This window comes from Streptomyces sp. NPDC050448 (assembly GCF_040655295.1).
GTDB lineage: Bacteria > Actinomycetota > Actinomycetes > Streptomycetales > Streptomycetaceae > Streptomyces.
Genome location: NZ_JBFAJR010000017.1, coordinates 1 through 22,417, shown reverse-complemented (window position 1 = coordinate 22,417; position 22,417 = coordinate 1). Strand labels below are relative to the sequence as shown.

Sequence of the window (22,417 nt, the reverse complement as noted above, 5' to 3'; positions counted from 1 at the left end):
GCTGAGGCCGCTTTTACGCCGCTCCGGGCACACTGGGTGGTATGAAGAGTGGCGTTCCCCTTTCGACGGCCCCCCAGCGGCGCTCGCGCGCCCGCACGTTCCTCCCTCTGGCGGTCGCCGCCTGGCTGATCGTGGAGATCTGGCTGCTCAGCCTGGTCGCCGACGCGGCCGGCGGGCTGACCGTCGCCGCGCTGCTCGCGGGCGGAATCGTGCTCGGCGTGGTGGTCATCAAGCGGGCCGGGCGGCGCGCCTTCAAGAACCTGACGGACACGTTCCAGCAGGCTCAGCAGGGGCAGCAGCCCACCCCGCAGCAGCCGGGCAGCGGCAACGGCCTCACCATGCTGGCCGGCCTGCTCCTGATCCTGCCGGGCCTGCTCTCCGACGTGGCGGGCCTGCTCTGCCTGCTCCCGCCCGTCCGTGCCTGGATCGGCCGCCGGGTGACCGGCTCCCTGGAGCGCAGGATGGCCGCGGCTCCGGCCGGCAGCTTCGGCGACGCCTTCCAGCAGGCCCGTATCCACTACCCCGACGGCAAGGTCGTCCAGGGCGAGGTCATCCGCGAGGACGGGGACGGGGGCGGACCGCAGCGGCCGGGCCCGGACACCGGGTACCGGCCGCCGCTCGCGCCCTGAGCGCAGGCGCGGACGGCGCAAGCCGCAGACGGAACAAGCCGAGGGCCCCCGCCACAGTTCGTGGCGGGGGCCCTCGGCTTGTTCTCCGCGTCCGGCTGTCAGGCGGACTTGCGGCTGTCCCGCGGATGCACGGCAATGTTCATGGCGCCGGAACGCAGGACCGCCAGCCTCTCGGCCAGCACTTCCTCCAGTTCCTCGCGGGTGCGTCGCTCCATGAGCATGTCCCAGTGCGTTCGCGCAGGCTTGCCCTTCTTCTCTTCGGGCCCGTCCCCGTCCACCAGGAGTGCCATGGCGCCGCACGCCTTGCACTCCCACTCCGGCGGAATCTCTGCCTCAACCGAGAACGGCATCTCAAATCGATGTCCGTTCTGGCATGCGTACTCCACCGCCTGGCGCGGGGCCAGATCGATGCCGCGGTCCGTCTCGTAGCTGGTAACCACGAGCCGCGTACCGCGGAGAGCTCGCTCACTCATGAATCGTGCCTCCCGGGCTTGTCGCCCACAGGACAGGTGTCGCTGTCGTCGTCATCCGGTCAACGTCCGGTCGGCGGTATAGATTCCCGCTCCGGGTGATGCGTCGCCCGTCGTGCCGCCCCTTGTTGTACCCACCAATGCCCGTTTTGTCACATCTGGCAGCAGATGTCACCCAACGTCTTCACTTCTTTAGCGCGCAGTAACGGTCCGCCTGGCAGGCCAAAGGCGTACACTACCGGCCCTTAGCTTCAACGTCGAAATCCGTTCGGAATTCGTATGAAGATCCGGACCGAATCCGCTGCCGGAGGGTCCGTCAGACCCGCTCGGGAACAGGATTCCCCGCCGCCTCCACCGCGCGCCGCACCGGCACCCGCGCCAGCAGCACGAAACCCAGTGCGAAGAACACCACCAACGAGATGATCGCATCCCGGTAGCTGCCCGTGACCTGGTATGTCAGGCCGAACACCAGCGGTCCGACCCAGCTCAGCCCGCGGTCGCTCATCTCGTACGCGGAGAAGTACTCGGCCTCCTTGCCCGCCGGCACCAGGTGCGAGAACAGCGAGCGCGAGAGCGCCTGGCTGCCGCCCAGCACCAGTCCGATCATCGAGGCGAGTGCGAAGAACCACACCGGAGTCCGGGCCGGCAGGAAGTATCCGGCCCCCAGCGTCAGCCCCCACGCCGCCAGCGAGCCGAGGATCGTCCGCTTCGCGCCGTACGCCACGGCCAGCCGTCCCATGCCCAGGGCGCCCGCCACGGCCAGGATCTGCACCAGCAGCACCGCCACGATCAGTGTGGACTGCTCGAGCTCCAGCTCCTCCGAGCCGTAGATCGAGGCCTGCGAGATCACGGTCTGCACGCCGTCGTTGTAGATCAGGTACGCCAGCAGGAACGAGAGCGTCAGCGGGTAGCGCCGCATGTCCTTCAGGGTTGCGACGAGCTGCTTCCAGCCGCTGACGGCCGGCCCCGCGCCGGGCTCCCGGACCACCGCCCGGTCCCGCAGCCGGCGCAGCGGGATGATCGTGAAGGCCCCCCACCACAGGCCCGCCGAAGCCAGGCAGATCCGTACCGCCGTGCCCTCGGAGAGGCCGAAGGAGTCGTGGCCCTGGAAGAGCACCAGGTTCAGCACGAGGACGAACGCGCCCGAGGTGTAGCCGAAGGCCCAGCCCCGCGAGGAGACCGTGTCCCGCTCGTCCGGGGTGGAGATCTGCGGCAGGTAGGCGTTGTAGAGCACCATCGAGACCGAGAGCGAGGCGTTCGCCACGATCAGCAGCAGCCCGCCCAGCAGATAGCGCTCGCCGCCCAGGAGGAACATCCCGGCCGTCGCCGTCGCGCCCGTGTACGCCGCCGCCGCGAGCAGCGGCTTCTTTCGGCCCGTGCGGTCCGCGAGCGCACCCACCAGCGGCATGACCAGCACGGCCACGATCACCGAGGCCGAGACGGCGTACGCGAAGTAGGACCCGGCCCGGACCGGTATGCCCAGCGGGTGCACATAGCCCTCGGCGTCCGCGGCGGCCTTGGCCACCGCGGTCAGGTACGGCCCGAGGAACACGGTCAGCACGCTGGTCGAATAGACCGAACAGGCGAAGTCGTAGAAGTACCAGCCGTGCTGCTCGCGCTTGCGGGCCGCGGCGTCCGCTCTGCCGTCCTCCGCGCCCGATTCCGCTTCCTCTGTGGTCTGCGCACTCATGAGTGCCCCTTCGCTGGTCCCCGTACCGCGCGGCCGCCCCACCGGGCGCGGCGGCCGTGCGGGCGCGTCAGGCCCAGGCCCCGCGCCGGTCCAGCACCGTGCGCAAGATGTCGATCCGGTCGGTCATGATGCCATCGACTCCCAGGTCGAGGAGCGCCTCCATGCGTTCCGGTTCGTTCACGGTCCAGACGTGTACCTGGAGTCCCCGCTCGTGCGCGGTGCGTACGAACCGCCGGTCGACCACGCGGATGCCCGCCTGGGTCTCCGGAACCTGCGCCGCCACCGCACCGACCCGCAGCGCCGCCGGGATCGCGTACGAGCGCAGCCGCAGGCCGAGCACCCCGCGCACCCCGTACGAGGTCGCCAGCCGGGGCCCCGCGATCTTCTGGGCGCGGGCCACCCGGCTCTCGGAGAAGGAGCCCACGCACACCCGGTCCCAGACGCCCGCCCGGGCGATCAGATTGACCAGCGGGTGCAGGGCCGACTCGGACTTGATGTCGATGTTCCAGCGGGCGTCGGGGAACTCCTCGAGCAGCTCCTCGAACAGCGGCAGCGGCTCGGTGCCCGCCACCCGGGCCTCGCGGACCTTGCTCCAGGTCAGCTCCGAGATCCGGCCCTGCCCGTCGGTGACCCGGTCGAGGGTGGAGTCGTGGAAGGCGACGAGCTTCCCGTCGACGGTGGCGTGCACATCGGTCTCGAAGTACCGGTAGCCGGCCTCGGCGGCCCGCCGGAAGGCGGCTGCGGTGTTCTCCAGCCCGTCCGCGGCCCCTCCCCGATGCGCGAAGGGGATCGGAGCCGGGTGGTCCAGATACGGATGGCGAAGGCGTACGTGCGTCACCCGCCGCAGTATGCCCTTTGTGACCCGTGGGAAGGGAGCGGCCGGATGGCTGCGTGGTGAACGCCGCACCGCCCGGGCCGTGCAGCCCCACGAGTCGATCCCGGCACACACGCACGCGGCCGGACGCGGGTCCGGGCCCCGGGGAGAGGCGAAGGGCTGCGCCCCTTCCCGGTGCACGGCCACGAGCGAGTCGGCGCCGCGCCACCGGGTGTCCGCCGGGCAGGCGACCTCCGGCACCGGCTCGAACCCGTCCAGCCGCAGGGCCTCGGCCCCGCCCCTGGTCCGGGTGGACCCCGGCGTGACAGGCTGTGAGGGCAGAAGCAATCCAATACCGGCCGCACCCGCCTGTCGGGCGGGGCCAATTCTATGAAGGTGGACCGGACAGCATGGCAGAGTGGACCTCGGCGGTCGGTGCCGCACAGCTCGCCCGTCTCATCACCTCCCAGCAGGATCGGCCCGGCGTCCCCGGGGCGAAGAAACTCCCCGCCTACCGGACCCTCGCCGACGGCATCCGGCTGCTCGTCCTCGAAGGCCGCGTCCCCGTCGCCGCCCGGCTGCCCGCCGAGCGGGAGCTCGCCGTCTCCCTCTCCCTCTCCCGCACCACCGTCGCCGCCGCGTACGAGGCCCTGCGCGGGGAGGGCTTCCTGGAGTCCCGCCGCGGCGCCGGCAGCTGGACCTCCGTACCGGCCGGGAACCCGCTGCCCGCCCGGGGGCTGGAACCGCTGCCGCCCGAGTCCCTCGGCTCGATGATCGACCTCGGCTGCGCCGCGCTCCCGGCCCCCGAGCCCTGGCTCACCAAAGCCGTACAGGGCGCCCTCGAAGAGCTCCCGCCGTACGCGCACACCCACGGGGACTACCCCGCCGGGCTCCCCGCCCTGCGGCGGATGCTCGCCGACCGCTACACCGAGCGCGGCATCCCCACCATGCCCGAGCAGATCATGGTCACCACCGGCGCGATGGGCGCCATCGACGCCATCTGCAGCCTCTTCGCCGGCCGCGGCGAGCGGATCGCCGTCGAATCCCCCTCCTACGCCAACATCCTCCAGCTCATGCGCGCCGCCGGCGTCCGCCTCGTGCCCGTCGCGATGGCCGACGGCCTGACCGGCTGGGACATGACCGTCTGGCGGCAGGTGCTGCGCGACGCCGCTCCCCGCCTCGCCTACGTCGTCGCCGACTTCCACAACCCGACCGGCGCCCTGGCCTCGGACGAGCAGCGCCGCGCCATGGTGGAGGCGGCCCGCTCGGCCGGCACCGTACTCGTCGTCGACGAGACCATGGCCGAGCTCCAGCTGGACCCGGAACTCGAGATGCCCCGCCCGGTCTGCTCCTTCGACCCGGCCGGCTCCTCCGTGATCACCGTCGGCTCCGCCAGCAAGGCCTTCTGGGCCGGCATGCGGATCGGCTGGGTCCGCGCGGCGCCCGACGTCATCCGGAGCCTGGTCGCGGCACGCGCGTACGCCGACCTCGGCACGCCGGTGCTGGAGCAGCTCGCGGTCAACTGGCTGATGCGGACCGGCGGCTGGGCGGAGGCCGTGGAGATCCGCCGCGACCAGGCCCGGGAGAACCGGGACGCGCTGGTCGCCGCGGTGCGCCGGGAGCTGCCGGACTGGGAGTTCGCGGTCCCGCAGGGCGGGCTGACCCTGTGGGCCCGCGCGGGCGGGCTGTCCGGCTCCCGGCTGGCCGAGGTGGGGGAGCGGGTCGGCGTACGGGTCCCCTCGGGGCCGCGGTTCGGCGTCGACGGGGCCTTCGAGGGCTACGTCCGGCTGCCGTTCACCGTCGGCGGGCCGGTGGCCGAGGAGGCCGCGGTCCGGCTCGCGGCGGCCGCCCGGCTGGTCGGCACGGGCGCGGGCGGCAGCGGCGCGGAGCCCCCGCGCACCTTCGTCGCGTAGGGCGTAGGGCACAGGGTGTAGCGCGCAGGGCGTACGGCACGGCGGGGGACGGCCCGCGCGCCGCGGGCCCGGGTGTTCAGGGGCCGACGGGCCACGGACCGCGGGCCGGCGGAGCCTCGGCCGGGACCTCCTCGATCTCCTCGGCGTCGCTCGACGGGCCCTGCGCCCGGGCGGGCGGCTGGACGATGTGCAGCGGCTTCGACAGCGTCACACGGCCCGGTCCGCCCGGCGCCGGCAGCTGCCGCCCGGGCAGCAGCTCCTGCACCGCCCGGCGGTGCGCCGGGTGCGTGGCGTCGTCGTACGGGTCCGGCGTGGCGGGCACCTGCAACCGGTGCACGGGACCCGTGCCGAGCCGGGCGTACCCGCGCCCCGGCGGTACCTGGAGTGTCGGAGTGGTGTGCGGCGGCAGCCCCAGCACGTCGGTGATCTGCTGGATCGAGGCGGGCCCGAGCACGACCCGGGCCCGGGTGTGCTGCCAGACGGCGTCGTTCAGCAGCTCCAGGTGGTCGAACTGCTCGGCCACCACGACCGTGATGTGCGCGGCGCGCCCGTGCCGCAGCGGCACCTGGAGCCGGGTGAGGGGATCGGGGCTCCCGTCGGCGGCCGCGAGGTGCGCGAGGACGCTGGGCCGGTCCAGCAGGATCCACAGCGGCCGGCGGGTGTCCTCGGGCGCGGGTCGGCCGGCCTCGCGGGCCCGGTGCGTGGCGATCAGCCGCCGCTCGGTCTCGCGCGCGGCCCACTCCAGGGTGGTCAGCGCCCCGGCCGGACCGCACTCCACGGCCAGCACGCCCGTACGCCCGGACAGGCAGGAGAACTCCCCGCTGCCGCCGCCCTCGACGATCAGCACCTCGCCCCCGTGCTGCAGCGCCTGCAGGGCGATCGAGCGCAGCAGGGTCGAGGCGCCGCAGCCGGGCTGTCCGACGGCCAGCAGGTGCGGCTCGGTGGAGCGGGGACCGGTGCGCCAGATCACCGGCGGCACGTCGCGCGGCTTGTCGTCCTCCAGGACGGGCAGGGTGCGCTGCACACTGCCGGTGTCGGTGAAGCCGAGCACGGTCTCGCCGGGCGAGGTGACGAACAGCTGGGCGGCGATGCCCGTCGGCAGCGCCGCGAGCACCGTCAGGTCGAGATGGTTGCCCTCCTCGTCCCAGTCGAACAGGTACTCCCGGCCGCGCCCGGACTTGGCGTGCAGCAGGGCCTCGATCCGGGCCCGCGAGGCGGGTTCACCGTCGGTGAAATAGGCGGGGTAGCGGATCCGGAGCCGGGTGATGCGGCCCGCCCCGTCGAAGGCGTAGTCGCTGAACGCCTTGTCCCACTCCCCGCCGTGGGTGAAGAGCGGGCTCGGGTCCTCGGCGGTGGAGAAGTACGGCACCAGGGCCTCGTAGAGGGACCCCAGCCGTTCGGTCTCGGCATCGCTGGGCCCGGTTTTCACCGGGGTCCGGTCGCGTCCGTGCCAGGCCGCCGCCGCCATCAGGGTGATCAGGGCGAGGAGGGGTCCGTACGGGACCAGCGCGACCACGAGGAGGCAGGCGGCTCCCAGGAACAGCGCGGGACCACGCTTGTCCTTGGGCGCCTGGATCCACTTGCGCCGCCCGGCCGAGGCCAGGACGCGCAGGCCGCGCCCGATGACGAGGAGCGGATGGAGGACGTCCGTGGCGCTGTCGGCGGCCGTGCGAGCAAGGTCGCGGCCCCGGGCCAGCGACGGGGTGCCGCTGCTGAGGATGCGGGGGAGTGGGCGCCAGGCCACGGGCATCTCCTGGAGTGGTGGGCGGTGCGGGACGGTGCGGTCGGGGCGGCGCTAGGGGGTGTCCGGCCCTGATCCGCCGGACACCCCCTAGAGCTTGATCCCGCCGAGCAGGCTCGCGAGGCTCGCCGTGCTCGCCGTGATGCTCGGGGCGATGGCGGAGCCGGCGAGGAAGAAGCCGAACAGCGCGCAGACGAACGCGTGGGACAGCTTCATCCCGTCCTTCTTGAAGAAGAGGAAGGCGATGATGCCGAGCAGGACGACGCCTGAGATGGACAGGATCATGAGAGGTTCTCCTGGTGGGTGGGGACGGTCACCATCAGTTGTTCCAGGCTCACAGGAAGTATCAATGCGATAAAAGGTGCATACGGGTGAATCCAGGGTTTTTTCACTTGCTCGGCGCAGCCTGGCTGGCGGGTCCGGTGCGAAGCGGGGCCAACCGGACCAACCCGGTGCCAACCCGCGCCAACGGGGATCCTTGCCTCGGCCTGGCCGCCGTATGTGCAGGTCCGGGCGCTACTCTGGCGATTCACCCGTACGGCTGCAGCGCCGTACGCCCCCCTGCCCGCCGGCCGGGGAACCTCATGCCGACAGCGAGTGAAAGGCGGTACGACCGATGAGCGAGCACGAGCCCACCAAGGGCGGCTCCCAGGGCGCTCCCGACGAGGACGTCATCGAGCTGGCCACCAAGATCTTCGACCTCGCCCGCCAGGGTGAGACCGAGACGCTCACCGCGTACCTCGACGCCGGGGTCCCGGCCAACCTCACCAACGACCGCGGCGACACCCTCGTCATGCTGGCCGCCTACCACGGCCACGCCGTCACCGTCACGGCCCTGCTGGCCCGCGGCGCCGAGGCCGACCGCGCCAACGACCGCGGCCAGACCCCGCTCGCCGGCGCCGTCTTCAAGGGCGAGGAGGCCGTCATCCGCGCCCTGCTCGCCGGAGGCGCCGACCCGACGGCCGGAACCCCCTCCGCCGTGGACACCGCCCGCATGTTCGCCAAGGCCGACCTGCTGGAACTCTTCGGAGCCGAGTAGTCCGTTTTTGCCCGTGACCTGGCACGGTCTGACCGGTCCGTTACCTCACGGGTTGGTCACGGCGGCCGTAAATGTGGTCGCGGCGCACAAACCGGCTGGGTCATCATGGCGTCGGATTCGATTCGCGAACACGGCGGACGGGCAGGAGCGGGCAGGACACGACGGGTGTCCGGGCCCACCCCCCGCGCAAACCGACCGCCCTGGTCGCGAAGCACCGACGAGAGTGAGAAGGCAATGGTCTACATCGAGCGGAACATGACGGCGGACGTCCTCACATGCTGTTACGCGGCCCTGTGAATCTCGATTCCCGGTTGCGTCCCCAGCTTGATTTGAGGCCATTTCCATGTTCGAACCAGTCATAGCGCCAAGCGGCACCCTGCTCGGGCTCCTCCAGCGGGGCCGCGGCGACGGCACGCTGCACGCCCTCGCGGCGCCCCGTGCGGAGGCCCTCGCGGCCCTGGACCAGTGCGTGGTCAGCGATCCGCGCCAGGACTGGCAGGTCGAGAACCGCTCGCTGTACTACGCGCGCCTGTACCTGGATCTCGACGGCCCGCTCGGCGAGATCGAGAGCCACCTCTTCAGCGCCGACGACCTCGTCGACGACACGGACCACCGGACCGGCCTCGTCCTGTCCGTCCTGGGCCACCTGGCCTCGTACGGCCGCGACGACGCGCTCATGCTGCTGCGCCGCTACGCCGCCTCCGGCGCCAACTGGGCCTGGGCCCTCGACGAGCTAGCCCTGCGCGACGACGACGAGGGGCTGCGCGGCCTCGCCACGCCCATCCTCGCGAGATTCCCGGCCACGGCCGAGGGCGAGGCGCAGCTGGCCGCCGCCGTCCGCGACGCGTACGAGCCCCGCCCCTGGTGCCTGTGGGAAGAGTCACCCGCATACGGCGACCGCCTGCGCGCAGCCCGCCAGCAGGGCTCCTTCGACCGCTGGCAGCGCCAGCTCACCCCGAACGGGCCCCGGCCCGGCTGGGGAGTCCAGGCCGTCTTCGACTGGGCCGCCGACGGGCTGCGCCGCGGAACCCCGCTGCACGTACCCGCCGCACGCTGTCTCGCCGCCGTGGCCGCACCCGAGGACCGCTCCGCGATCCTCGCCGCCGCCGCCGGCGCCGCCGGCGAAGCCGCCCGGGCCACCGCCCTGCACCACCTGGTCCTCGCCGAACCGGAGAACCCGGCCGTACTGGACCTCATCGAAGCCGCCGGGGACGAGCCCGCCGTGGCCGCGTACGAGCGCATGTGCGGCCCCGCGGCCGTCGACCGGGCCCGGCAGTGGGTGCACCGCCCCGACGCGCTGGGCGAGGCCGCAGCCGCCCTCCTGGCCGCCCGAGGCGGAGCCGAGGACACCGCCCTCGTCCTGGGCGCCCTCCGCTCCACGGTCCGCGGCTCCGGCCCGGACGCCCAGCGGCTGTTCGCCCTGGTCGACGGGGCCGGCCGGCTCTCCATCGGCTGCGCGGCACCGGTGCTGCGCCACATCTACCGCGAGACGGCCTCGTCCCACCTGCGCGGGCGCGCGGCGCGCGCGCTGGCCAGCACGGACCCGTCCTTCGCGGCGGGCTTCGCGGTGGAATGCCTCTGGGATTGCGAGGAGACCACCCGCGAGGTGGCGGCCCACCACGCGGAAACGGCGGACGCCCGCGTCGCGCCGAGGCTCCGCAGACTGGCGTCGGACCCGGCGGAGGAAGAAGACGTCCAGTCGGCGGTACGCAGCAGGATCGCACCGGAGTCGGCGGTGTAGGGCGGGACGGGCGCCGAGGGCGCCGAGGCGGACCGGAGGTCCGGTCGGGACGCCGGGGGCGCTGGCTGCTCGGGGTCGGGTGAGCTGGTCGGGACGCCGGGGGCGCTGGCTGCTCGGGGGTCGGGACGGCTGGTCGGGACTTCGGGGCGGGGTTTCGGTCGGCCGGGGTCGGTGGAGTGTCCGGGGGCGTCCCGTCAGTCCACGGTCCTTCCGGTGCGGTCCGGGCCGTCAAGGGCGCTCCTCCTCGTTCCTCGTCGTCGCGTCGCTTCGCGATGTCGCTGCGCTCCACCCTTGACTGCCCGGCCCGCCCCGGAAAGACGAAGACTGTCGGGAAGCCCCCGAAGGATGGCCGGGAGGTTCGGATCCAGAGACGGGCCCATCAGAGATGCCGACCGGCGGCTCCCTGTCGTCCGGAGCCGGCCCACCCGGACCACCGAGCCCGGCCGGTGACGGGGGCGCGGGGAGGGGAAGACTCCCTCAAGGGCCCATACGTCAGAGGTTCCGGGTCCGAGCGGGGTCAACCTGCACCAGACAGCGGCGAGATGACCATGCCGGTAGACGTGGGCCCGTGCACGCGTCAGATCGCTACGCGCTCCTCATTTCTCAGCGTCAGACGACCGCCCGGGGCTGGGCACAGGCGCCGCCTACGACCACTACGCAGCTGAGGTGACCACGCGGCAATGGGCCAGCCATGGGTTGGACGTGAGCCGCCCACGACGGGGAGGCGGCTGGTGTCACCTGGCGACGATCAGGCCGTCATCCGGTGGGGCGGCCGGCGTGGGAGAGGAGGCTGGCCACGATGAGGTGGTGGAAGGGCTCGATGGCTTTGAAGTACAGACGGCCGTAGCGGCGGTTGAAACGGACGACCGTCGTGATGACGCCCTCGCTGCCCGATCCGTCCGCCTTCGAGCGCACGGCGAACGAGGCGCGGAAGTCGAGGTGTTTGTCGTTGTCACCGCAGAGGACCTCGTCCTCTGTGACCTCCAGGACGCGGAAAGGTCCCTTCTTCACGCCTGGTTCGATCCGGGTGTCCTGCGGCCGTCCCCGCTCCTGCACCTGCAGGCCAAGGGGGGCCACCGCCTTGTCGCGCAGCGACATCAGTCGGTCCACCCATCGGGGGCTTCCCGTCAGAACCGACCGGGCGAACTCGACGGCACTGGTGCCGGCCGGTACGTCGGCTGCCACCGCGTCGACGTGGTCGTAGGACCCGAGACTCGCACGTGCGGCTTCCATCACCGGTGCCACACGTCTACGAACTGCATTGCCCATCTCGCAACCCCCTGCTCGCTGTTGGGTCATTAGCTCACACGACGGTCAGTCGCCGATCCATGAGGGTCACACCGCGAACTGTGGCGGCTCCAGCCCCGGACGGTCGTCCGACGCCAGGCCGGGAGGAGCGCGTAGCGATCTGACGCGTGCACGGGCCCACGTCTACCGGCATGGTCATCTCGCCGCTGTCTGGTGCAGGTTGACCCCGCCCGGACGCGGAAAGGGCTTGCTATGGGCCCTTGAGGGGCCTGGCCTCCCCGTGCCCCCATCGCCGTCCGGGTCGGTGGTCCTGGTGAGTTGGGTGCGGATGACAGGGGCCTCTGCTCGGCATCTCTGATGGGCGCTCATCGGAACGTGAACCTCCCGGCCATCCTTCGGGGGCTTCCCGACAGTCTTCGTCTTTCCGGGGTGGGCCGGGCAGTCAAGGGTGGAGCGCAGCGACATCGCGAAGCGACGCGACGAAGGAGCGCCCTTGACGGCCCGGACCGCAACGGAAGGACAGTGGACTGACGGGACGCCCCCGGACACTCCACCGACCCCGGCCGACCGAAACCCCGCCCCGAAGTCCCGACCAGCCGTCCCGACCCCCGAGCAGCCAGCGCACCCGGCGTCCCGACCCGCTCACCCGACCCCGAGTCGACGGCCCGCCCCCGGCGTCCCCCGGCCCCTCCGACGCCGCGTTCACGGACCGGCCCCCCGGCGTCCCGGCCGGCCCTCCCGACCCCGAGTCCGCAGGCCCCGCCCCCGCCCTCCACCTGCCCCCCGAAGCCCCCGCCCCATCCCCCTACCGCCGCACGAACCTCACCGGCACTCCCGGTCTTGCCTGGGCTGCCGCGTCCAGGGGTGGGCCCGCGGGGACCACCCCGACGACCGGGTATCCGCCCGTCACCGGATGGTCGGCCAGGAACACCACCGGCAGGCCGTCCGGGGGGACCTGCACGGCACCCAGCACCATGCCCTCGCTCGGGAGTTCACCGCCGCGGCTGCGCATCAGCCGTGCCCCGGCCTCGGTGCGGAGTCCGATGCGGTTCGACGCCGGCGAGACCCGGAACTCCGCACGCCACAGGGCCGCGATCGAAGCCGGCTCGAACCAGTCCGCCCGCGGCCCCAGCCGCAACGGCAGCACCAGCTCGGTCGGCGCCCCCGGCACCCGCAGCGCGTCCGCCCCGCAGACCGGATCCGGCCCGGCCGCACCCACCGGCAGCACCGTCCCGGCGGCCGGCACGCCCGGCCCCAGCCCCGACAGCAGGTCCGTCGAGCGACTGCCCAGCACCGGCGGTACGGCGAACCCTCCCCGCACCGCGACGTAGCTGCGCACCCCCGACTCCGCCCGGCCCACCTCCAGCTCCGCCCCCGCCCGAAGCCGGACCGGAGCCCCCCAGGCCACCGCCCGGCCGGACACCCGTACCGCACAAGGCGCGCCCGTGACCGCCACGGTCACGGGGGCCAGCGCCCGCAGGCCGACCCCGTCCAGGGTGGTCTCCAGCGCAGCAGCCTCCGGCGGGTTGCCCAGCAGCCGGTTGGCCAGCCCGTGCGCCCCCGCGTCCAGTGCGCCCGACCGGGGCACCCCCAGGTGCGCGTACCCGGGCCGCCCCAGGTCCTGGACCGTGGTCAGCGCCCCGGGCCGCACCACCTCCAGCGCAGCGCCCCTCACACCGCCACCTCCTCGAACCGCACCCGCACCCCCGGCGCGAACAGCGCCGCCGGTTCCCGCTCCGGATCCCAGAGCACCGCGTCCGTGGTCCCGATCAGCTGCCAGCCGCCGGGGGAGGAGCGCGGGTACACCCCCGCGTACTCGCCCGCCAGTGCCAGCGAGCCCGCCGGGACGGCCGTACGGGGCGTGTCCCGCCTCGGCAGGTGGAACTGCTCCGGCAGCCCGGTCAGGTAGCCGAAGCCGGGCGCGAACCCGCAGAAGGCCACCCGGAAGACCGTCCCCCCGACGATGCCCGCCACCTCCCGCTCCGCGACCCCCCACAGCCGGGCCACCTCCGCCAGGTCCGGCCCGTCGTACCGCACCGGGACGGTGACCAGCGGCCCCTCGGTCTCCGCGAGCGGCGGCACCTCCCAGCGCGCGATCCGCTCCGCCAGCGCGCCCGGCTCGCGCACGCCGTCCAGCAGCACGGTCCGCGCCGCCGGCACGACGTCCCGTACGCCGCCCAGCTCGCCCGCGTCCCGCCGCCGCAGCAGCTCCGCGTGGAGCGCGGCCACCTCTGCCGCCGAGTCCAGCTCGATCAGCAGCGCCTCACCTCCGACCGCCAGCGGCCTCACGCGAAGGCCTCCACCCGGACGCCCGCCGCGCCCAGCGCCTCGCGGACCCGCAGGGCGAGCTGCGCCGCCCCCGGGGTGTCCCCGTGCAGGCACAGCGAGCGCGCCGCCACCACCACCCGGGAGCCGTCGGCGGCCGTCACGGCGCCCTCGGCGGCCATCCCGACCGCGCGGGCGACCACGGCATCCGGGTCGTGCAGCACCGCCCCCGGCTCACTGCGCGGCACCAGCGTCCCGGCCGGCGTGTACGCCCGGTCGGCGAACGCCTCCGGTACGGCCGTGAGCCCCGCCGCCTCGGCGGCGGCCAGCAGCAGCGAGCCCGGCAGGCCGAGCACCGGCAGGTCGTCGGCCCCGACCGCCGTCCGGACCCCGGCGACGACCGCGCCCGCCTGGTCGGCGTCGTGGACCGTACGGTTGTACAGCGCGCCGTGCGGTTTCACGTACGACACCCGGGAGCCGGCCGCCCGTGCGAAGACCTCCAGCGCCCCGATCTGGTACGCCACCTCGTCGGCCAGCTCGCCCGCGGGCACGTCCATGGAGCGCCGCCCGAAGCCCGCCAGATCGCGGTACGAGACCTGCGCGCCGATCCGTACGCCCCGCTCCGCGGCCAGCTCGCAGACCCGGCGCATGATGGACGGGTCCCCGGCGTGGAAACCGCACGCCACGTTGGCGCTGGTGATGACGGACAGCAGGGCCTCGTCGTCGGTCAGCGTCCAGCGTCCGAAGCCCTCACCGAGATCGGCGTTGAGGTCGATCAGAGGTGTGTTCGGAGGAGTGATCAGAGGTGTGATCATGGAAGCCATGCGGTGAGCGTAGAACAGTGCCCGCACCGCGGTGACGCGTTCGGCGACGCCCGGGACCGATCCGGCCGAACCATGCCGTTTGGGATGTTGTCAGGGTCAGCGCCTAGTCTTTGTCCGTGACTCTCCCTGCCCCGGCGAAGACCCTTCCGTCCCCGGCGCCGGGCCCGGCCGCCGACGAGGGCCTGGCCCGGCGGCTGCGCGCGCTCGCCTGCACCGCCCCGCTGCACGACCTCGACGTACGCAAGGCCAATCTCGTCGGCGAGTACGGGATCTACGCGATGGCGGAGGTCGCGCTCGCCGCGATCGACCTCGTCACGCTCAACATGGACTTCGACACCGGCGCCGACCACGAGCAGATAGTGGCCCGGCTGCTGCCGCGCGTCGCCGCGCAGGCACCGCACCGCCCGGCGTCCGAGCACGAGCGGGTGGCCCGCTGGGTGCTCGAGAACCTGATCAACGTCGGCAGCGTCGACCGGGGCTTCCGTGCGATCTACGGCACGTTCGGGCCCGACGGGGTGTACGTCCGCAGGGACTACGACTTCAAGCTGATCGAAGAGGTCCCCGGCTACGGCGGCGCGGTCTACCTCCGTACGACGGACGAGGCCGTCAACGTTCTGGTCGGCGCCCTCGACACGGACGTCACCAGCGCCCAGATCGCCGCCGAGGTGAAACTGGAGGTCCTGATCAGCCGCGGCCGGCTGGCGGACGCCCAGCTCGCCGCCGAGCAGGCCCGGTACCGCACGGTGCAGTACGCCGAGACCCTGCGCCGCACGCTGGACGCGACCCGGCGCAACGTCCGGGCGGTGGACTGGCTCCAGTCCGTGCCCGACATGATCGAGGAGGCCCTCGACCACGTCGCCGACCGCTACCGGCACGAGAACGCGATCCTGACGAACATCCGCCGGGCGCGCGACGAGGCGGAAGAGCCGGAGAACAAGCGGCGCGCCGCCGAGCTCGTCGACATCGTCAAGGACTGCATCCGCCGCCACACCCAGCTCCAGTCGAGGCTGCTGGACGCGGGCCCGCTGTTCCGCGCCGAGCAGGACCGCCAGGCCTTCGCGGCCCCGGCGCCGCACTCCGGGATCGACCTGTACGGGCAGCTCGTGGCCCCGATCCTGCCGCTGCCGGTCGCGCAGGCCGGCCGGGTCACCGACGCCTTCTTCGCGGCGGGCACGGGCCTGCGCACGCCCGTCTCCGTGCGCGTCGCCGACCTCGTCGAGATACTGCTGACGCCGCCGGTGGAGCGCGAGCACCTCGGAGCGGAGATGCCGGAGCCGGATCTCATCGCGACCCCGGACGACAGCCGCTTCAGCGAGGAGCAGCTCGCCGCCGCGATGGAGCTCCTGGACCTGCCGCACGACGCCCCGCGCCGTCTTTCGGGCCTGCTCGCGCAGGCCCGGCGCAGTGACCCGGACCTGCCGTACCTGGTGGCCCTGCTGGCCGTCCACGCGGCGAGCCCGGCGGTCGGCACGGCGTACCGCCAGGGCGAGGAGCGGCTGCTCTTCGCGGTGGACGACGGCACGGAGCTCGACGACCCCGAGTTCGGCGGCGCGGACCTGATCGTCGGCACGGCCCTCCTGGACGCCGCCGCGATGACGGCGGACCGCACGGAGGCGGCATGACCACCGTCCGGCCGGGCCGTCGTCCGGGCCCGCCGGCCGCTGTCACGGGGCTCGGCCACGCCACGGCTGACACGCCGCCCGTTCGCGCCGGTGGACCGGCCGTCCGGCCTGCGGCCACGCTGCCCGGTCGTGCCGGTGGACGGGTCGTCCGGGCCGCTGTCGTGTCGGCCTCCGCGGTCCGTCGCCGGAGCGCTGTCCCGCCCGTTCGCGCTGGTGGACGGGCCGTCCCGCCCGTGGCCACGCTGCCCGGTCGTGCCGGTCGCGCCGGTGGACCGGCCTGTCCGCCTGCGGCCGGAGCGGCCATGCCGCAAGGCCTGCCGGCCGCCGCACATCACGAACACCGCACCGTCGAGGAGATCCACCCGTGAGCGACCACCACGCCGAGTACCCCGCGTGGAGCGAGCCCGACGCGCCGTCGGCTCCCGTCGCGCCCGCCCCCGGAGGGACCGTCACCCCCGCCGACGCCGCGGACGCGGCCCGGCTCGTCGCCTTCGGGCTGCAGCCCAAGCTGCTCCCCGCCCGTGACGCGGAGTACGCCGAGCTGCTGCGCCGCTACCGCGAGGACCCGGCCTTCGGCCGCCTCGCCGACGCCGTCGCCACCGGCCTCGGTCTCGTCGTCCTGGAGGTGTCCCCGCGCGCCGGCATGGCCGTCGCCGCCGGCGAGGACTCCGTGTTCGCCGTCCGCATGGGCGACTACGCCCGCCGCACCACCGCCGACTCCGCCGACCGGTTCCTGCACGGCCTCGCCCACCTCGCCGTCGCCGCGCTCGCCTTCCCCCGCCCCGAGGACCTCGCCGACGACGGCTACATCGGCCGCGTCACCGTCAACGGCGTCGACGCGTTCGTCCGGCAGACCTGCCGCCGCCTGGAGGAGCGCGCCGAGGAACTCGGCGAGAACACCGACCCGGCCACCGACGCCCCCGGCCTCGAAGCCGCCTGGCGCGTCTACGCCCGCCGCAGTGCGACCGGCGCCACCAAGGACGCCCGCCGCCTCGCCGGCTCGACCACCGGCATCGTCGGCAAGGCCGCCGCCTTCCTCACCGACTCCGGGTTCCTCCAGCGCACCGGCGACGACGCCGGCGGCACCTACCGCACCACCCCCCGCTACCAGCTCCAGGTCCGCGACATGGCGGGCAGCGCGGCCATGGCCGAGCTCCTGGAACTCGGCGTGGTCCCCGTCAGCGACGGCTCCGCCAGCCTCCTCCCGCCGCCCGAGGGCGACGACCTGGAGCTCGCCGCCGACGCCGGCCTGCCCTTCCACGCCTGAGTTCCGCCGCCCGACCTGCCTCCGTACGAGCCACGTACGACCCACGCACGATCCACGTACGACCCACGAGACATCACGAGAGTCCGCCGCCATGTACGAGCTGTCCAGGATCCGCCTCTACTCCATCGGGCCCGCCGGTGCGCGCTACGCCGACACCGTGCTCGACCTGCGCGGAGTCGGCGAGCCGGTGCCCCACCCGGCGCCCGCCCAGGCGGAGTTCTTCGAGGACGAGCCCACCGGCCCGCCGCGCCGCCCCGCGCCCGCCGGCGTGCTCTTCCTGGAGAACGGCGGCGGCAAGTCCGTCCTGCTCAAGCTGATCTTCTCGGTGATGCTGCCCGGCCACCGCAACACCCTCGGCGGCGCCAGCTCCGGCGTGCTGCGCAAGTTCCTGCTCGCCGACGACTGCGGCCACGTGGCCCTGGAATGGCAGCACACCCAGACCGGCGAGTGCGTGGTCGTCGGCAAGGTCAGCGAATGGCGCGGCCGCCAGGTCTCCAACGACCCGCGCAAGTTCGCCGAGGCCTGGTACTCCTTCCGCCCCGGCCCGGGCCTGAGCCTGGACAACCTCCCCGTCGCCGAGGCCACCGCCGTCCGCCCGTCCGTCGAAGGCGCCTCCGGCGCCCAGGGCCGGCGCCGCACGATGAAGGGCTTCCGCGACGCCCTCACCGAGGCCGGCAAGGCGTACCCGCACCTCGAGGTGTACTTCGAGGAGATCCACGACCGCTGGAACGAGCACCTCACCGAACTCGGCCTCGACCCCGAACTCTTCCGCTACCAGCGCGAGATGAACGCCGACGAGGGCGAGGCCGCCGGCCTCTTCGCGGTCAAGAAGGACTCCGACTTCACCGACCTCCTGCTGCGCGCCGTCACCGACAACCGCGACACCGACGGCCTCGCCGACCTGGTCCACGGCTTCGGCAACAAGCTCGGCCGCCGCGCCGAGCTGATGGCCGAGCGGGACTTCACCGCCGGCTCGGTGGACCTGCTCACCAAGATCGTCGAGGCGGCCGGGACCCGCTCCCGGCTCCGCGACGTCCACGCGGGCGCGGAGCGCCGTACGCGCACCCTCGCCCGGCGGCTGTCCGCCCGCGCCGCCGAGGAGCGCGGCCGCGCCGCCGACCTCGCCCAGCGGGTCACCGGCGCCGCCCACGGGGTCACCTCCGCCGAGTCCGCCCGCTCCCGCAGCGCCGCCGTCTCCGCCGAACTCGCCTACCGGCACGCCTCGCTGGCGCTGACCGTCGCGGACAAGGCCGCCGCCGCACAGCGCCGCGAACTCCTCGAAGCCCGCACCCTGCATTCCGCGTGGCAGGCCGCCGAGATCGTGCTGCGCCACCGCGCCGCGTCCGACCGCTCCACCCGGGTGGCCGCCGCGATCCTGGAGGCCGAGCGGGACGCCGCCCCGGCACTGGCCGCCCGCGCCACGGCCGCCGCCGCGCTCGTACGGGCCCTGCACACCGCCGCCGAGGACGGGGAGCGCGTCGCCAACGAGGAGGAGGAGCGGTCCGCCGCCCTCCAGGAGACGGGCGAGGCCGCCCACCGCGATGCCACCTCCGCCGCCACGGCAGCCCAGCGGGCCCGCAGCGAGGCCGAACACCTGCGGGCCAGGCTCGCCGAGGTCCAGCAGGAGACCGCCGAGGCCGTCCGTGCCGGCTGGCTCGACGACTCGGCGCCCGACGCGGACCCGGCCCGCGCGGCCCTCGCCGCCAGTGACGCCGAGAAGACCGCCGTGGCCGCCTGGGACGAGTCCCGCGACGCCGCCCGCACCGCCGCCGACGCCGCCCGCGAAGCGGCCGCCGCGGAGTCCCGCGCCGAACTCACCGCCGCCCGCGCCGCGGACGCCGCCGACGCGGCCGAGGCCGCGCACGACGCCGAGCACCGGGCGGCGTCCTCCCTCGCCGCCTCCCCCCGCCTGGCCGAGCTGCTGGGCCTCCCGCCGGTCCCCGACACCTTCCTCCCGCACCCGCGTACGGGCACGCGGAACGGCACGCCCGGCGCCTCCACGGGCTCCGCTGCGCCGTCCGGCTACGCCACGGCCACAGACGCGGGCGAGGGCGCGTCTCCGGCGGCTGCCGGATCCCGTACGCAGCCCCCCGGCCACCCCGCGGCCGGGTCCGGCGCCCAGACCCCGACGGCCGGCTCCGGGGTCCCGGGCCCCGCTGCGGCCACCGGCCTGCCCGGCGGCGCATCCGCCACCGGGGCCCCCGGCCGGCCCACCACCGCGGGAGGGCTCACCGTCGCCGACCTCGACCGGAACGCCGACGACCTGCGCCACCTGCTCACCGACGGAGTCGCCTCGGCCGAACGCCAGCTGTTCGAGCTGCGCACCGCCGCCGCCGACGACGCCCGCATCCTCGGCGCGCTCGGCGACGGCGGCCTGCTGCCGCCCGGCCCCGACGTGCTCGCCACCGTCGAGTACCTCGGCGAACACGGCATCCCGGCCCTGCCCGGCTGGCGCTACCTCGCCCAGTCCGTGGACCCCGCCGACCACGCGGCCGTCCTCGCGGCCCGCCCCGAGCTCGTCGACGGCGTCGTCATCACCGACCCCGACACCCACTCCCGGGCCCGCGAGGTCCTCTCCGGCGCCGCCCTGCTGCCCCGCTCCACCGTGGCCGTCGGTACCGCCGCCGCCCTGCTGGCCCCCGTGCCCCCGGCCGACGACGCCTCCGCCTCCGGGGTGTTCCTCGTACCGCCGAACCCGGCCATGCACGACGAGCACGCCGCCGACGAGGAGCGCCTGGCCCTGCGCACCCGCGCCACCGCCCGCGACACCGAGATCCGCGACCTGGCCGCCCGCCTCGCCGGGGACCGCGAGCTCGCCGCCCGCCTCGCCTCCTGGCGCACCGGCTGCCCGCCCGGCCGCCTCGCCGAGCTGGCGGAGCAGGCCGAGGCCGCCCGTGCCTTCGCCGAGGAGGCCGACGCCGAGCTCGGGGAGGCCCGTACCGTACGCGCCGAAGCCGACGAGGCAGCCGCCGACGCCGCCCGCGTCCGCGACGAGCGCCAGGACACCGCCCAGCGGGCCCGCCGCGCCGCCGATGCCCTCGCCGGGCTCGCCTTCCGCCTGCGCGAGCGCGCCGGCTGGCAGGCCAAGGTCCGCGAACTCGCCGACGAGGCCGCCGAATCCGAGGCCCGCGCCGAGGTCTGCCTGGACCGGGCCCGCGCCGCCGACGAGGACCGCCGCGCCGCCCAGCGCGCCGCCGACGACGCCCGCCGCACCGCCCGCGCGCTGCGTGCCGAGCGCGCCGAGATCGCCGGCGCCCCCGAGGCCCTGCCCGAGGACGACGGCACCGCCAAGGCGCCGCTGCCCGACCTCCGCGAGGCCTACCGGGCCGCCTCCCAGCTGTACGAGAAGGTCGGCGTCGGCGCCGACCTGCGCGCCGAGCAGGCCCGCGCCGAGAGCGACGAGAGCGCCGCCCTCGCCGAACTCGACCGGCTCACCAACAAGGTCCGCACCCGCGCCGCCCAGCTCCTCGAAGGCACCGACGGCGCCGACGGGCCCTCCCGCCAGGCGGCCGCGGCGCGCGCCGAGGCCCTCGTGCAGATGCTGGAGACCCGCGCGCAGGTCGCCAGCGAGCAGCTCGGCCGGCTCCGCGGCGAGGCCGAACGGCACGCCCCCACTGAGGGCGAGGCGCACACCGACCTGCCCGAGGAGCTGATCCCCGGCGACGTCGAACAGGCCCAGGCCCTCCTGCGCACCGCCACCGCCCAGCTCGCCGCGCACACCGCGGCCGTGGAGACCGCCCGGGCCGCCCACGCCGACCTGCTGCGCGCCCACCGCACCGCCGAGGACGGCGCCGGCGGCTTCGACGAGACCGCGGCGATGCTGCGGGACCTGCTGCGCGACCACACCCACCAGGACGACGAGCAGGAGCCGGCGGCCCACCCGGGCACGCTGGAGGAGGCCCGGCAGTCCGCCGCCGAGGCCCGCCGCTCCCTGCGCGGCTGCGCGGCCGACCTCTCGGCCGCCGAGGCGGCCGTGCGCGAGGCAAGCGACATCCTGGTCCGGCACGCCAACGCCAACCGGTACGAGCAGGTACGCACCCCCGCGCGCCAGCAGATCCGCGAACTGCCCGCCTCCGCCCTGCCCGAGCACGCCGCGGCCTGGGCGGCGGCCTTCGCACCCCGGCTGCGCGTCCTCACCGACGAGCTGACCCAGCTGGAGCGCAACCGCGGCAGCATCGTCGACCGGCTGCGCGGACTGGTGGAGTCCGCCCTGGCCACCCTGCGCTCCGCCCAGCGGCTCTCCCAGCTCCCCGAGGGCCTGGGGGAGTGGTCGGGCCAGGAGTTCCTGCGTATCCGCTTCGAGGAGCCGGACCAGGCCACCCTCACGGAGCGCCTCGGCGAGGTCATCGATGAGGCGACCCGCGCGGCCGTGAAGAAGAACAGCAGCGCCTCCTTCGGCGAGGGCCGCCGCGACGGCATGTCCCTGCTGCTGCGCGGAGTCCAGGCGGCCCTGGAGCCCAAGGGCATCTCGGTGGAGATCCTCAAGCCGGACGCGGTGCTGCGCGCCGAGCGCGTGCCGGTGGGCCAGATGGGCGACGTCTTCTCCGGCGGCCAGCTGCTGACCGCCGCGATCGCGCTGTACTGCACGATGGCGGCGCTGCGCAGCAACGATCGCGGCCGCGACAAGCACCGCCACGCGGGCACGCTGTTCCTCGACAACCCGATCGGGCGCGCGAACGCCACGTACCTGCTGGAACTCCAGCGGGCCGTCTCCGATGCGCTCGGCGTCCAGCTGCTCTACACGACCGGCCTGTTCGACACCACGGCCCTCGCCGAGTTCCCGCTGGTCATCCGGCTGCGCAACGACGCGGACCTGCGGGCGGGCCTGAAGTACATCAGCGTCGAGGAGCACCTGCGCCCGGGCCTGCCCCAGCAGTCCCCGGAGCAGGAGACCATCCACGGCGAGATCACGGCGACCCGCATGTTCCGCCGCTCCACGGTCGGTTCCTGACCGCAGCCCCGGGAGTCCCCGGCGGGCCGCCGGTACGAGACCCGGCCCGCCGGTCCCCGGACACCCCCCTAGGGGGTGTCCGGCGGATCAGGGCCGGGCCCGGGTCGTCTGGCACCGCGCCTTGCCGCGTTGTCGTCGGTCGCCAATATCCCCCAGCTACCGCTGGGAGGTGCCCCCACCGCATTGGCTCCCTCCTCCGCCTT

At 74.4% G+C, this 22,417-nt stretch carries 16 protein-coding genes; 7 read left to right on the top strand and 9 right to left on the bottom strand.

The window, feature by feature from the left end; all coding sequences use genetic code 11:
• The first annotated feature begins 41 nt into the window (after positions 1-41).
• Positions 42-629 (top strand): FxsA family membrane protein, encoded by a 588-nt coding sequence (gene fxsA / locus AB0I68_RS20850; protein WP_363178812.1) that lies wholly within the window; start codon positions 42-44, stop codon positions 627-629.
• Between the two features lie 98 nt (positions 630-727).
• On the opposite strand, the gene AB0I68_RS20845 is transcribed toward fxsA, so the two are convergent.
• The 3 genes from AB0I68_RS20845 to AB0I68_RS20835 form a co-directional block, all read right to left on the bottom strand.
• Entirely contained in the window at positions 728-1,102 is a 375-nt protein-coding gene (locus tag AB0I68_RS20845; RefSeq protein ID WP_007262928.1) for an RNA polymerase-binding protein RbpA, read from the bottom strand.
• Positions 1,103-1,415: 313 nt separating this feature from the next.
• Positions 1,416-2,789 carry an MFS transporter gene (locus AB0I68_RS20840; RefSeq protein WP_363178811.1) on the bottom strand — a complete coding sequence of 458 codons (1,374 nt, stop codon included), beginning with the start codon at positions 2,787-2,789 and terminating at the stop codon, positions 1,416-1,418.
• A gap of 67 nt (positions 2,790-2,856) precedes the next feature.
• A complete protein-coding gene (locus AB0I68_RS20835; RefSeq protein ID WP_363178810.1) occupies positions 2,857-3,627 on the bottom strand; it encodes a glycerophosphodiester phosphodiesterase family protein in 771 nt (256 codons plus the stop codon).
• Between the two features lie 386 nt (positions 3,628-4,013).
• Here AB0I68_RS20835 and AB0I68_RS20830 point away from each other — a divergent pair, with 386 nt between their 5' ends.
• The gene (locus tag AB0I68_RS20830; RefSeq protein ID WP_363178809.1) at positions 4,014-5,516 is read left to right on the top strand and encodes a PLP-dependent aminotransferase family protein; all 1,503 of its coding nucleotides are present in this window, start codon (positions 4,014-4,016) and stop codon (positions 5,514-5,516) included.
• Positions 5,517-5,592: 76 nt separating this feature from the next.
• Here the strand turns inward: AB0I68_RS20830 and AB0I68_RS20825 are convergent, their stop codons facing one another.
• Together AB0I68_RS20825 and AB0I68_RS20820 are read right to left on the bottom strand one after the other, a co-directional pair.
• Positions 5,593-7,260 (bottom strand): hypothetical protein, encoded by a 1,668-nt coding sequence (locus tag AB0I68_RS20825; RefSeq protein ID WP_363178808.1) that lies wholly within the window; start codon positions 7,258-7,260, stop codon positions 5,593-5,595.
• An 87-nt stretch (positions 7,261-7,347) separates the two neighbouring features.
• Positions 7,348-7,542 carry a hypothetical protein gene (locus tag AB0I68_RS20820; protein WP_030162614.1) on the bottom strand — a complete coding sequence of 65 codons (195 nt, stop codon included), beginning with the start codon at positions 7,540-7,542 and terminating at the stop codon, positions 7,348-7,350.
• 331 nt (positions 7,543-7,873) lie between these two features.
• On the opposite strand from AB0I68_RS20820, the gene AB0I68_RS20815 reads away from it, so the two are divergent.
• Together AB0I68_RS20815 and AB0I68_RS20810 are read left to right on the top strand one after the other, a co-directional pair.
• Positions 7,874-8,296 carry an ankyrin repeat domain-containing protein gene (locus AB0I68_RS20815; RefSeq protein WP_363178807.1) on the top strand — a complete coding sequence of 141 codons (423 nt, stop codon included), beginning with the start codon at positions 7,874-7,876 and terminating at the stop codon, positions 8,294-8,296.
• Positions 8,297-8,639: 343 nt separating this feature from the next.
• Positions 8,640-10,037, top strand: a complete 1,398-nt coding sequence (locus AB0I68_RS20810; protein WP_363178806.1) for a HEAT repeat domain-containing protein — start codon at positions 8,640-8,642, stop codon at positions 10,035-10,037.
• Positions 10,038-10,793: 756 nt separating this feature from the next.
• On the opposite strand, the gene AB0I68_RS20805 is transcribed toward AB0I68_RS20810, so the two are convergent.
• The 4 genes from AB0I68_RS20805 to AB0I68_RS20790 all read right to left on the bottom strand — a co-directional run bounded on the left by AB0I68_RS20805 (position 10,794) and on the right by AB0I68_RS20790 (position 14,329).
• A complete protein-coding gene (locus AB0I68_RS20805) occupies positions 10,794-11,270 on the bottom strand; it encodes a DUF2867 domain-containing protein (RefSeq protein WP_363178805.1) in 477 nt (158 codons plus the stop codon).
• 820 nt (positions 11,271-12,090) lie between these two features.
• Positions 12,091-12,960 (bottom strand): biotin-dependent carboxyltransferase family protein, encoded by an 870-nt coding sequence (locus tag AB0I68_RS20800; protein ID WP_363178804.1) that lies wholly within the window; start codon positions 12,958-12,960, stop codon positions 12,091-12,093.
• Entirely contained in the window at positions 12,957-13,574 is a 618-nt protein-coding gene (locus AB0I68_RS20795; protein ID WP_363178803.1) for an allophanate hydrolase subunit 1, read from the bottom strand. Before AB0I68_RS20795 ends, AB0I68_RS20800 begins: the two co-directional genes overlap by 4 nt.
• Entirely contained in the window at positions 13,571-14,329 is a 759-nt protein-coding gene (locus tag AB0I68_RS20790) for a 5-oxoprolinase subunit PxpA (RefSeq protein WP_363178936.1), read from the bottom strand. The genes AB0I68_RS20795 and AB0I68_RS20790 overlap by 4 nt, the downstream gene beginning before the upstream one ends.
• Positions 14,330-14,490: 161 nt before the next feature.
• Here AB0I68_RS20790 and AB0I68_RS20785 point away from each other — a divergent pair, with 161 nt between their 5' ends.
• From AB0I68_RS20785 to AB0I68_RS20775, 3 genes are all read left to right on the top strand, one after another.
• Positions 14,491-15,996 (top strand): hypothetical protein, encoded by a 1,506-nt coding sequence (locus AB0I68_RS20785; protein WP_363178802.1) that lies wholly within the window; start codon positions 14,491-14,493, stop codon positions 15,994-15,996.
• Between the two features lie 364 nt (positions 15,997-16,360).
• Entirely contained in the window at positions 16,361-17,263 is a 903-nt protein-coding gene (locus tag AB0I68_RS20780) for a hypothetical protein (protein WP_363178801.1), read from the top strand.
• A 91-nt stretch (positions 17,264-17,354) separates the two neighbouring features.
• A complete protein-coding gene (locus AB0I68_RS20775; protein WP_363178800.1) occupies positions 17,355-22,214 on the top strand; it encodes a hypothetical protein in 4,860 nt (1,619 codons plus the stop codon).
• Positions 22,215-22,417: the final 203 nt, after the last annotated feature.